The sequence below is a fragment of the Lentibacillus sp. genome (assembly GCF_035301925.1).
GTDB lineage: Bacteria > Bacillota > Bacilli > Bacillales > Amphibacillaceae > Lentibacillus.
Genome location: NZ_DATGTI010000123.1, coordinates 1 through 12309 on the forward strand (window position 1 = coordinate 1; position 12309 = coordinate 12309).

The 12309-nt window shown below is 42.2% G+C and carries 16 protein-coding genes; 11 read left to right on the forward strand and 5 right to left on the reverse strand.

What is annotated here, in order from left to right; genetic code table 11:
* The 4 genes from VK080_RS10525 to VK080_RS10540 form a co-directional block, all read left to right on the forward strand.
* Positions 1–199: transposase (locus VK080_RS10525; RefSeq protein WP_324224729.1), on the forward strand; the 199-nt coding region annotated here is incomplete at its 5' end.
* 995 nt (positions 200–1194) lie between these two features.
* The gene (locus VK080_RS10530; RefSeq protein ID WP_324224730.1) at positions 1195–1602 is read left to right on the forward strand and encodes a hypothetical protein; all 408 of its coding nucleotides are present in this window, start codon (positions 1195–1197) and stop codon (positions 1600–1602) included.
* A gap of 165 nt (positions 1603–1767) precedes the next feature.
* Entirely contained in the window at positions 1768–2205 is a 438-nt protein-coding gene (locus tag VK080_RS10535; RefSeq protein WP_324224731.1) for a DUF86 domain-containing protein, read from the forward strand.
* Positions 2206–2257: 52 nt separating this feature from the next.
* Entirely contained in the window at positions 2258–3028 is a 771-nt protein-coding gene (locus tag VK080_RS10540; protein WP_324224732.1) for a TIGR01457 family HAD-type hydrolase, read from the forward strand.
* Between the two features lie 245 nt (positions 3029–3273).
* Here the strand turns inward: VK080_RS10540 and VK080_RS10545 are convergent, their stop codons facing one another.
* Positions 3274–3786, reverse strand: coding sequence for a phosphatidylglycerophosphatase A (locus VK080_RS10545; protein ID WP_324224733.1), 513 nt, complete (start codon positions 3784–3786; stop codon positions 3274–3276).
* 77 nt (positions 3787–3863) lie between these two features.
* Here VK080_RS10545 and VK080_RS10550 point away from each other — a divergent pair, with 77 nt between their 5' ends.
* Together VK080_RS10550 and VK080_RS10555 are read left to right on the forward strand one after the other, a co-directional pair.
* Positions 3864–4844, forward strand: a complete 981-nt coding sequence (locus VK080_RS10550) for a hypothetical protein (RefSeq protein WP_324224734.1) — start codon at positions 3864–3866, stop codon at positions 4842–4844.
* Positions 4845–4868: 24 nt separating this feature from the next.
* Positions 4869–5834, forward strand: a complete 966-nt coding sequence (locus VK080_RS10555) for a D-glycerate dehydrogenase (RefSeq protein ID WP_324224735.1) — start codon at positions 4869–4871, stop codon at positions 5832–5834.
* Between the two features lie 46 nt (positions 5835–5880).
* On the opposite strand, the gene VK080_RS10560 is transcribed toward VK080_RS10555, so the two are convergent.
* Positions 5881–6105, reverse strand: coding sequence for a NifU family protein (locus tag VK080_RS10560; protein ID WP_324224736.1), 225 nt, complete (start codon positions 6103–6105; stop codon positions 5881–5883).
* A 150-nt stretch (positions 6106–6255) separates the two neighbouring features.
* On the opposite strand from VK080_RS10560, the gene VK080_RS10565 reads away from it, so the two are divergent.
* On the forward strand, positions 6256–6582 hold the full coding sequence (locus VK080_RS10565) for a YuzD family protein (protein WP_324224737.1): 327 nt from the start codon (positions 6256–6258) through the stop codon (positions 6580–6582).
* Positions 6583–6732: 150 nt separating this feature from the next.
* Positions 6733–7089, forward strand: a complete 357-nt coding sequence (locus tag VK080_RS10570) for an iron-sulfur cluster assembly accessory protein (RefSeq protein ID WP_324224738.1) — start codon at positions 6733–6735, stop codon at positions 7087–7089.
* A gap of 273 nt (positions 7090–7362) precedes the next feature.
* Here VK080_RS10570 and VK080_RS10575 read toward each other — a convergent pair whose 3' ends face one another.
* A complete protein-coding gene (locus VK080_RS10575; RefSeq protein WP_324224739.1) occupies positions 7363–8349 on the reverse strand; it encodes an NAD(P)/FAD-dependent oxidoreductase in 987 nt (328 codons plus the stop codon).
* Positions 8350–8619: 270 nt separating this feature from the next.
* Between VK080_RS10575 and VK080_RS10580 the strand changes: the two genes are divergently transcribed.
* From VK080_RS10580 to VK080_RS10590, 3 genes are all read left to right on the forward strand, one after another.
* The gene (locus VK080_RS10580; protein ID WP_324224740.1) at positions 8620–9840 is read left to right on the forward strand and encodes an NAD(P)/FAD-dependent oxidoreductase; all 1221 of its coding nucleotides are present in this window, start codon (positions 8620–8622) and stop codon (positions 9838–9840) included.
* 86 nt (positions 9841–9926) lie between these two features.
* On the forward strand, positions 9927–10238 hold the full coding sequence (locus VK080_RS10585; protein WP_324224741.1) for a YuiB family protein: 312 nt from the start codon (positions 9927–9929) through the stop codon (positions 10236–10238).
* A 263-nt stretch (positions 10239–10501) separates the two neighbouring features.
* The gene (locus tag VK080_RS10590) at positions 10502–11158 is read left to right on the forward strand and encodes a 3D domain-containing protein (protein ID WP_324224742.1); all 657 of its coding nucleotides are present in this window, start codon (positions 10502–10504) and stop codon (positions 11156–11158) included.
* Positions 11159–11237: 79 nt separating this feature from the next.
* Here the strand turns inward: VK080_RS10590 and VK080_RS10595 are convergent, their stop codons facing one another.
* Positions 11238–11711: a divergent PAP2 family protein gene (locus tag VK080_RS10595; protein ID WP_324224743.1), complete on the reverse strand. Its 474-nt coding sequence runs from the start codon at positions 11709–11711 to the stop codon at positions 11238–11240.
* Between the two features lie 126 nt (positions 11712–11837).
* On the reverse strand, positions 11838–12309 hold a 472-nt coding region (locus VK080_RS10600), incomplete at its 5' end, for a biotin transporter BioY (RefSeq protein WP_324224744.1).

Sequence of the window (12309 nt, forward strand, 5' to 3'; positions counted from 1 at the left end):
CGAAATCGAAGGCAAATTTGGAGAAGGCAAGCGCCACTATGGGATGGGGCTTATTTTCGCACGCCTTCAACAAACAAGTGAAACGGTCATTTCCATACAACTGCTGGTAATGAACCTGGAGCGCAGACTCCGCCTTCTTTATTATTATTTTTTCCAACGCTTTTTTGGGATTTCTGTAGAACTAAAATGGGCTGCTTGAAAATCGTTCAGCAGTCCCTAGATAGTCTAAGGGTGCTGCTTTTTGGCTAGTTTCCAGGAGGAAGACAAGAAGGGTAAATGACATGATTGATGCTATGTGGGAGAAAGCGGATCAATGTTTGAAAAAGGGGGGGTACGTATAGATGAATTTGTCAAAAAGAGAGATTAACAGACTAAGGGGAATAGAAGAGTATGACAAATTTAAGCGTAAAATAGTCACCATATACTGATGGCTGCTTTTTTAATACTGTGTTTATCATTCGTTCTTTTTTTGATTTGGGGACCACTGGCTTTTCTGAAATGGCTGGGAAGTCGTGTCATGAGAAAAAAGAATATTACCCATCAAGAATACAAGCAAATTATTGAGGATACCAGCGATAAGAAGCCGGAGATTTTTGAACAGCTATTGAAAGGACACCAAATTTAACAATTGCATGAGTTACCGGAATTCCGTGTACCTGAAAATCCTCTTATATATGAAAAAGTTGGCAATTGGCTGGGATGGGGAGAACTGGATAAAGATTAGAAGAAAGAAAAACGCTCTGGCAGATATGGCCTTGTTTATCTGGGAATTATTGCCTTAGTTGCGGGGCTATTAGGATCAAATGAAATGTCAATCGCATTTCGAATTATAGGGATATGCATGATAGCTTATGGTTTATTTTCCAAGAAAATTGGAAGAGGCATTGACAGTGACAGTACAGCAATTTATACCAGTTTATTACATTATTGGAATAAGCGGTTTATGCATGTTCATTATAAGTCAAGGTCTATAAATGAGACATCTTTTGGCAGACAGCATATCTTTGATGCAACAGAAGAAGACAAGGTGAAAATCGTAAACTGGTATGATACACTTCCCCCCGTCAAAGATGCATCACCCGATACAATCGCTTATGTGTACAAAAAAATAAAAACGTTTATAAGAATAAAGATCATGCGATCGGTATATATATTCAATTGGTCATGCCGGAAGTTAAAGAAACTGATTCGAGCATGGAGAATTATTTTTATCTTGTACCACGCGGCAGTGAGTCAAAAATGTTCTTTTATTCTTATCACTCAACACAGGACGGTTACGATGTCTATACCACCGGTGAACAAAAACAGGAGGAATTGAATCACGTTTTGGAGTTAATCAGACCTTTTACCGAGCGAAATTGGGATATTGGTGTCGAATATACTGCCGGATTTATGGTTGTTTATTTGCCTGAATTTCTCCCTGATATTAAAAAGATAACGACTGAAGTGGAATTATTACATGTATGCAGGCGTGTCGACAGCTTCTACAGTTTTTTAAAGAGAACGTTATTATGGAGATATGGAAATATTGACGAGTGGACTGAGGGTGAAGTGTATCAAACAGAGTTTAGTGATCATTTAAATCAGAAAGGCTATCAATGAGAGATTTGAGGACAACACAGATAATCAAGACAGAATGAATGAATTCATTTTACAGGATCTTCATTTTTCATAAATGCAAAATTGATCGGGACAGGCAATCAGGCCAATGTCCCTCTAACCCACATATATGATATGATGTATATAGAAACAGATGGAGGGTTAGTGATGTATTTTATTGACCGCAAAAAGATTGAAGAAACATTACAATATATGGACAAGCTGCTGGATGAAGTGGGTAAGCAATCATTTGACACGTTTTCCGAAAAATTATATCTCGAACGCACGGTACATATCGTGATTGAATCAATACTCGATGTCGGAAATATGATGATAGATGGGTTTATCATGCGCGACCCCGGCAGTTTTGACGACATTATCGATATCCTGATCGATGAAAAAGTGCTTCCGGAAAATGAAGAAGATGCCTATAAAGCGGTTATTCAGCTCCGAAAAATGGTGGTAAAAGATTACTTGCAGATCGATCATCAATTGTTGTCTGAGAAGATCCGAACACACAAGAATACACTGGATCAATTCAGTTCGTATGTCAGACGTTATTTGGATAACGAGCTGGGCGTTGCCAATGCATTTACCAATGAATAAGGCAAGCACAACTGTTTATTGAAGAAGACGCTAAAGAAGGTGACAAGGAAATATGAAACGCTACAATGCTTATTTGATTGATTTGGATGGCACGATGTATTGGGGGGATGAGCCGATTGAATCCGCTGCTGACTTTGTCGAGTCCTTGGCTTTAAAAGATGTGCCGTATCTGTTTTTAACGAATAATTCATCCAAAACACAAGCCCGGGTTTCTGATAAATTACAGCAGATGGGTATCTGCGCAACTCCTGAACATATTTTTACGTCAAGTATGGCAACAGCAAAATATATTAAGCAGTTGAAGAACGGTGCCCGCTGTTATGTGATTGGTGAAGAGGGGTTGCATGATGCGCTGAAAAGGGAAGGGCACATCGTTACAGACGAAAATTGTGACTTTGTCGTGTTTGGAATCGACAGGGACATCAACTATGAGAAATTGTCCAAAGCCTGCCGGGAAGTGCGAAATGGGGCTTCCTTTATTTCTACAAACGGTGATGTCGCACTGCCAACTGAACGTGGTCTGGAACCCGGCAACGGTGCGCTTACCTCAGTGGTGACCACCAGCACTGGCGTAAACCCGACCTTTATCGGAAAGCCGGAATCCATTATTATGGAACAGGCATTAGAGCAGATCGGGTCGGCAAAAAATGAAACACTGATGGTTGGCGATAACTATCATACCGATATACTTGCCGGAATGAATGCCGGGTTAGATACGTTAATGGTATTTACCGGTGTCACCCCGCATAGTGATTTGCCGACTTTGGAGAAAAAGCCGACTTATCACGTGCGGAATTTAAATGAATGGATTGATTATATTTGAATCAGCCTTACTTGAGGAACTTATATATGCAACCAAAAAAGACCTGGTTTAATTTCCAGGTCTTTTTTAATACCAATGAAGTCATCAAGTCCCGAATAGCCATTGGCAGCTTTGAAAACGTCAGATAGAAGGGTTCTCAGTGCCCAAACGCCCTTTGATAGTGTCCGAAACGTCAGATAGAAGGGTTCTCAGTGCCCAAACGTCCTTCAAAAGCGCACGATACGTCGGAGAGTAGAACAGCTTTCTCAGTCATCCAGCAATTCATCGTCCGCTGCTGCGTGCGCAAGCCGGCTTGACGCAGCTGCGGCGATGGCACCAACGATATCATCGAGAAATGTATGACATTCGCCTGTCGACTTATCATTTAAATACTTCAGGATGCCCGGTTTCTGTTTATCAATATAACCGTAATTGGTGAACCCGATCGAGCCATAGACATTGACAATCGAAAATGCAATGATTTCATCGATTCCATACAAGCTTTCATCAATTTCAATCGTTCGTTGGAGGGGCTCATCAAGCTTTTTTTCCTCAGCAAGTCTATCCAGCTGGATGCCGGTTAAAATGGCATTCTGCACTTCACGCTTTCCAAGCACTTGCTCTACGTTGAACTGACAATCTTCAATACTTAGATCATCATGATAGCCTGACTGCAGGTAATGGACAAGTTCTGCAATATCTTTTACCGTAACACCGCGTTCCGACAGCCATTCTCGTGCTTTAACTTCCAATTTGGTCTGATTCGTTTGGTTATCCACTCATATCACCTTTTCTTATAAATAGTTAAAATGAAGCGTTTTTCCACATATATATTAAAGTAATACGACAGAGAGGGGTGACTGGGTTGAGGGATTTTCTGGCAATATATTATGGCATTCAAGCATACGAAAAAACAGTATGGCATGGCATGGAAGGTTTTAAAGATGCGAATTACGTATATTTTACCATTTCTGCTGAACAGAAGGAAGTGATACATATGGAACAGGCGGCGTTAGCATATTATTTGCAGGAGAAGGGTTACAGTCACATGTCCATACCTGTGCCAAACAGCCGTGGTGAGTGGTACACCAAATATCATGACAGTTACCATATGGTTTTAAGGGTAAACAACACGGGGCCACATAAACAATCCGTACACGGCGAACAGCTGGCAGCATTCCATACAGCCGGCTCATTGTATCAATATGAACCGCAAACCATCTCAAGCTATGGTCAATGGAAGGCATTATGGATTGAAAAGTTGACAGCTTTTGAGGAAACGATCGAAATGGAAGCGAACAACCACCCGAATGACTATTATGGTATGCTGATGGATTTTCTGCCGTACGTGATTGGCATAAGTGAAAATGCCATCCAGTACATGCAGGAAAGTGAATCCGAACAGCGGTATCATGAAGCCGATCAGGGCACAATCGTATTCAGGAGGTATCACAATCAACTTCAGGATCGTCTCTTATGGATGAATGATCTTGCATATGATCACCCGACTCGTGATCTGGCGGAATGTATCCGTTTGAAATTGCTGCAAAAAGATGATCCGATGAACGACATCCGTACTTTTTTGCATGATTATCAGCGCGTAAGGCCTTTATCCATCTTTGGCTGGCGATTAATGTATGCACGCTTATTATATCCGATTCATGTATTCGATATCATTGAGCGTGGTTTTTCCGCTGACCACTACGAATCGGTCCATTCAGAGCTGTCCACCATTATTGATCAGCAGTCCGTTTATGAAAAACGACTGGGATTATTTTTTGAAAATGCTGGCATCGATTGTGAAGAGTTGCAGATTCCTGTGTTACACTGGCTTTAAAGAAATCAAGACTGGAGTGGTGACGTGATGAACCCTGTTATTTATGTGACACGGAAAATTCCTGAGGAGGTGCTGCAGCCGTATCAGAATATGTTTAATTTTCGCATGTGGGATAAGGAAGATGTCCCTGTACCTAGGGATGTACTTTTAAAGGAAGCTGCTACAGCAGATGGTGTATTATGCTTGCTGACGGAGAATATTGACCGTGAATTCTTTGACTATGCCAAAAATTTAAAAATAGTGGCGAATATGGCGGTCGGCTTCGACAATATTGATGTGGAAGCTGCCCGGGAACACGGTGTTGTTGTGACAAATACACCTGATGTGCTGACAGAGACAACGGCCGATTTGACTTTTGCGCTGCTGATGGCAACGGCACGCCGGATTGTGGAAGCGGCCGATTATATTCGTGAAGACAAGTGGCAGTACTGGGCACCTTACTTGCTGGCCGGGTCTGATGTTCATGGGAAAACAATCGGTATCGTCGGCATGGGCAGAATCGGTGAAGCAGTAGCCAGACGCGCCAGGGGATTCGGTATGTCCATTTTGTATCATAACCGTTCACGACAAGAAAAGGCAGAACAGGAATTGGGCGCTGTTTACAGCGATTTCACTGACCTGCTGCAAAAGGCGGATTTTGTTGTGTCACTTGTTCCATTAACAGAACAAACGGCGAAAATGTTCGACCGGGACGCATTTAATAACATGAAATCATCGGCCATTTTTATCAATGTCTCCCGTGGTGGAACAGTCGATGAAGAAGCACTGTATGATGCATTGGCAGCAAATGAAATCCAGGCTGCTGGTCTTGATGTATTTGCCAATGAACCGATCTCCTCGGAACATCAACTCTTAGAACTTGACAATGTTGTCTGTCTTCCGCATATCGGTTCAGCAAGTGAAGCGACCCGGACCAAAATGCTCGAGCTTTGCCTTGACAATCTGAAAGCTGTATTGAATGGGGAAGAGGCAATCACCCCGGTCAAATGAAAAAGGCAGACTGTGAAATGTCTGCCTAACTTTCATCTGTTATATTTTAAAATACTTGTTCGATTTCTTTAACGCCTGGAACTTCGGATCTCAAAGCACGTTCAATTCCGGCCTTAAGTGTGATCGTGGAACTTGGACAGTTGCCACAAGCACCCATGAGACGAATAAGTACGATACCGTCATCATCAACATCAATCAGCTCTACGTCGCCGCCGTCACGCAATAAAAATGGGCGGAGTTTAGTCAATACTTCCTGTACTTGCTCTTGCATGATCCATCTTCTCCTTTCCTTCTATCATTATAAGGCAAATTTCTGAAAAAATGTATCCATTATTCTGCCATTCTTTAGTTACATTTATTTTATCTTTAATCAGGCTTTTTGTAAAATGAAATTAAACAAACGATGAGGGGGGTACTGGAAATGGCAGATCGTATCCTTATTACAGTTTACGGGGCAGAACAGATTTGTGCAAGCTGTGTTGGTGCACCCGGCTCACGCGATACTTATGAATGGCTGCAGGCGGCAATCGGCAGAAAATATATTGATGATAAAATTGCATATGAGTATATTGACATTGAACAGCCACCGGACAATGAAAAACACCAGCAGTTGTCAGAACGTATCTTAAATGACGAATTTTTTTATCCGCTTGTACTCGTTAATGATGAAATCGTTGCTGAAGGCATCCCTAAATTAAAAACGATTTATCAGGAACTGGACAAAAATGGGGCAGTCATTCAATCATGACAGATGAAGGTAAGAGACCAGAGGGGGACATGGGGGCTGACCCTCTGTCCCGAAGTTCAAGTTGTCATCATTGATTCACTGCCTAATAGTTTGTATACTTGATAGTAACAATTAAATTGACTCATCTTTATAAAGAGGAGGACATAAAATATGGTTATTTCAATTACAGAAGGAGCGGCAAATCAGGTTAAAGAGATGATGAAGGAAGAGGAAGCAGGTGCCCATCTGCGTTTTGGCATAAAAGGCGGTGGTTGCAGCGGACTTTCCTATTCATTGGGATTTGATTATGATGTCAATGAAGAATTGGATATGGTTGAGGATATAAACGGCATTCCTGTTGTGATCAATAAGCAGGATGCACCAATTATTGAAGGAACGACGATCGATTTTAAACAAAACATGATGGGCGGCGGGTTCTCGATTGATAATCCGAACGCAATAGTGTCATGCGGCTGCGGGTCATCTTTTAGAACCGACCGCCGTGTAGGCACACCGGAAAAATGTTGACGGGAAAATATATGAATTTGAAAAACGCCGCATTTGCTGTGAAACGAGGTAAATGCGGCGTTTTGTGTGCCCGGTCTTGATGGGAACTATGCATTTACAGCTATTATTTTGTGAACTTTGGCGTTTAAGTTGTGAACTTCAAGCAGATTAAATGTGAACTTCGGCCACTTTGCATGTGAACTTCGGGCGAATTAGTTGTGAACTTCGGCATCAAGCAGTTCATCCACTGATCCAGATACAAAAAAAGCCTGGAATTTTTCCCAGGCGTTCAATTTAAAACATCGCAGTCGAGTGTTTTGGCTGGATGCGTGCTTTTGGATCAATGTATTGTTTGGCGTTGTTGATGGCTGTCGGTCCCTCTCCGAACCCGGTAGCGATTAGATTCACTTTTCCAGGGTAGGTGGTGATATCACCGGCTGCATATATGCCGGGGATGTTGGTTTCCATACGTGAATTGACGACAATACTGTTTTTATCAATATTCAGTCCCCAATCCTTGATGGAACCAAGCGTTGACACAAAACCGTAATTGCAAAGCACGGAATCAACATCGACATCAAATGTTGAATCTCCTTTGACTTCACTTAACGTAACCGTTTCTATTTTTCCGTTACCGCTGATTGCTGACGGCACGTATGGTGTCGCAATCTCAACACTGGAGTTTTTCAGTTGTTCGACGCTGTGTTCGTGCGCTCTGAATTTATGCCGTCGGTGCACCAATGTAACTTTTTCAGCAATCGGTTCCAGCATTAATGCCCAGTCGACTGCTGAATCTCCGCCGCCGAGGAGCATGACGTGCTGTCCCTGATAGGCATTCATATCTTTCACATGATAATGTAAATTAACCCCTTCGAATTGATCACATCCCTCAAGCTTCAAACGGCGTGGCTGAAATGCGCCATTTCCAGCTGTTATGATGATGGTTTTGGTATAATGATCCTCACCGGTATTAGATGTTAATTTAAATGTATCATCGTCAAGTCGTTCCACGTTTTCGACCGATTGTCCCAAAATAATTGTCGGCTCAAACATATTGGCCTGCTCTTCCAGGTTGTCCACTAAATCCTGGGCACGCACTTTCGGAAATCCGGCAACATCGTATATATATTTTTCTGGATAAAGGGCTGTTAATTGCCCGCCAGTATGTGGTAAGCTTTCGATTATTTTAACGCTTGCCTGGCGCATTCCACCGTAAAAAGCAGTGAATAAGCCTGTGGGACCGGCTCCAATAATGGTTATGTCGTATACGTTATCTGACATGGATGTCCCTCCATTGATTATTGTTCATAAAATGTACCATGCTTATCGTATCATAAACCGATGTCAGATGTGTATTGATTCATCTGACAGTTTGGAAGGTACGAAGCACAATCGGGAAAAGTTCAAAGTTGCCTGAAAACCATAATTTGCCTTGAAATATGACAGGAAAAAGCATAATATATTGAATGGATTACGATTCGTTTACAAAGGTATTTCATGCAATTGTTTTTATATATGGAGAGAGAAACCGAAAGTAAAGGTGAAGTGATTATGAAGAAACCGGACATTGTCATTTTAGGTGCCGGCTATGGGGGACTTATGACAGCAGTTAAGCTGCAGAAAAAATTGCATGTTAATGAAGCTACGATAACGCTCGTGAATAAATATGATTATCATTATCAGACAACTTGGCTGCACGAAAACGCAGCAGGTACATTACATCATGACCGGACGCGAATTCCCATCAGGGATGTCGTGAATATGGATAAGATTCAGTTTGTATTAGACACCGTCGAATCGATAAAACCCGAAAAAAAGAAGATTAAACTGGAGAACGGGGAATTGCAATACGACATACTTGTGATTGGATTGGGATTTGAGGCAGAAACGTTCGGCATACCCGGATTGGCAGAATACGCATTTACGATTGAGGATATCAATAGTGCCCGGCTTATCAGGGAACATCTTGCGTATAACTTTGCCATGTATCAGCATGAAGATGGGAAAAACCTGGGTAGGCTCAATATTGTTATTGGCGGCGGCGGGTTTACTGGAGTTGAGTTTCTGGGTGAACTGGTAAACCGGATTCCGGAACTCTGTGAAGAATACGACATTAATAAATCGATGGTACGGGTAATTAATATTGAAGGAGAAGCATCCGTTTTACCCGGGTTTGATCCACAGCTCGCACAATATGCGATGAATTCACTCCAATCACGTGGTGTTGAATTTATTACTGGTGCCATGCTGAAGGCGTGTAAACCGGATCGTATTGTATTTGAAAAAGACGGGAAAGAAGAAGAAATCCCAACATATACAACCGTGTGGGCAGCAGGCGTGCGGGGTAATTCCATTGTGGAGAAATCAGGTTTTGAACACAGCCTTGGCAAAATTGAAGTTGATCGTGATATGCGTGCCCCGGGACATAAAGATGTGTTTGCAGTAGGTGACTGTGCATTGATTATGAACGACAAAACCGGCAAACCTTATCCGTCAACTGCGCAAATTGCCATTCAGCAATCCGGGACTGTTGCCAACAATATTAAAGCACTTGTACAAAACGATGAGGAACTCGAATCATTTGAACCGAATTTGCTTGGCACAGTTGCTTCACTGGGCCATAACGATGCAATCGGTGATATTTTGAATAAGTGGAAGCTATCAGGCTGGAAGGCTGTGATGATGAAAAAAATCATCGATAACCGTTATCTATTGAAATTGGGTGGACCGGGACTGTTAATGCGGAAAGGGAAATTCAACATTTTTTACTAGCCGGAAAATGCTGCTGGCTGTCTTTGCTTTTTAGCTGATTTGTTATAAAATGAGTGCTGTATGCACAGGTGAAGGGAGATACAGCATTGATACAGTTTGTCGTTTCCATTTTGTTGTTCTTTGTCATATTTTTTGGGCTGGCTTTTATATTGAATATGCTGCTGCGCCGTACTTGGCTCATGGCTTTTATTTATCCATTCATTGTTTTGATGATTGTTGATGATATATCCACAACAGCATATTTCTCACAGCCAGGAGAGTCATTTGCCACAGCATTTTCCAGACTGACGGAGATAACCATTGCTGATATGAGCATATTGATTGCAGGCTTTGCCGGGACAATCGTTTCCGGATTTGTGATTAAACTATTACGCAAGAGCGGCTATCAGATGTTTTAGAAAGATTGAAAACAAGATGCGTTAACCTGTGGCGGGTTAACGTTTATTTTTTAATTTTGGCATCCCAGCTGTAATATTATTCTTGCAATTTTTTAAATTTATCCGTATATTAATTTATGATTTGGTAACACTGTGCAAGTAGGCAGTTATTTCAAGGTAACAGTCCCACAGAGAGAAACGTGTGTGGACTGTTGCAGCAAAATCAAATTACTGCCGGAAAGGTGTTATCATTGAATAAAATAACGTTGTTGAGAAGGATCGCGATGTCTCTTTTATTTTTGGGGGCATTGTTCGTAACATTTTCGTCCATATCAAACATTACGATTACAGATGTGAAAGCCTGGGTGGCCGAAGATGAGTCAGCATCAGCTGGCACATCCCATGGTAAAGCTGAACATAAAGAGGTTACGTTAGAGGATAAGAAATTAAATGTAAAGGAACAGCAAGAAAGATATATTTCCAGTGAGCATATTGAAGGGCCAAAAACATTGGAGGAATACGTGAATACAGAACAATATCCCAGCGCTACCGTTGTGGCAACCGGATATACAGCCGGGGTGGAATCAACCGGCAAATCGCCTGACCACCCGGAATATGGCATCACGTATTCGGGCGTAAAAGTGAAACGAGACTTGTATTCTACCATTGCAGCAGATTTGGACGTTTATCCGATTGGGACGATTATGTATATCCCGGGATATGGTTATGGTGTTGTTGCAGACAAAGGCGGTGCCATTAACGGAAACAAAATTGATTTGTATTATGAGACAGTTGAGGATGTATATTCCGAATGGGGCAAGAAAGAGGTTGAGGTTTACATTATTAAAGAAGGGGACGGTAAGCTGACCGAAGATGTTTTAAACAATTTGAATGAAAACGAGTCAATGCAAGTCTTCCGGAACCAAATTATCGAAAGCTAACGGGCAAAAGCCGTTCACATTATGGTGGAACGGCTTTTTAAATGATTCTTAGCCTGGTCAGCGTCGTGCGGAAAGGCTATTAATAAAACTGGAAAAGGAAAAAGGTAATGGCAATGCCGGATAATCCGCCGAAGAATACTTCAATCGGCTGATGTCCGAGAAGTTCTTTCAGTTCTTTCCGTTTTTGATATTCTTCTTTCCGGTTCCACTCTCTTGCACCTTCCATAAAATATTGGAAATCCTTCACCAACTGATTGATCATAATTGCCTGTTCACCTGCCTGTCTGCGGACACCGGAGGCATCAAACATGATGATCACACTGAAAACAGCTGATACCGCAAACATGACCGAATCCGTTCCTTCTACAATCCCAACCCCGGTCGTCAGTGCGGCGACTGCAGCGGAATGGCTGCTTGGCATACCACCTGTCGAAAAAGCCAGACCGGGTTTAAACTCTCTTGTGGCAATCAGCCGGATAGGAATTTTGATGACCTGTGCAAAAACAATAGCAGATAATGCTGCCCATAACGGAAAGTTTGCAAATAGGTCCATGAACGAAGAGACACCTCGCTGTTGCTCTTGATACGTTAAATAGCCTTAAAGTGAGTACCATATGTATAGTGACATTCTAGCACAATTAAGGCTTTTTTAAACAAAGATATCACTTTGTAAAATTCATCAGGGTGCCTTGACAGTTGTTATCCACCTCGGCGGGACACGTTTTGCCAGACTTACCATAAACAGGGCGGCCAGACAGGCTAAACCTGTATCTTTTATCAGGAATGGAATCATACTGCCCCATGCAACGCCATAAGAAATGCTCAAGCCGAGCCAGGTATTCATGGCAATATACATATAGGTTACCCCAATACCATAATTGAAAACCAGACCAATAACCGCTGCCAAACCATACATGGGAATGGTCGGTTTACCGCTTCGCTCGGCAACCAGACCTGTAAAAAAAGCCACCGATATAAAGGAGATGATGAACCCGCCGGTCGGAGAAATCAGTTGCATCGGACCTGCTTTCATTTGTGCGAATACCGGAACACCGGCCATACCAACTAAAATATATGTAATCATAGAAATGCTCCCGAGTCTTTTTCCAAGCATCAGGCCGGCAATGGTGGCGACAAATGTCTGCAGGGAT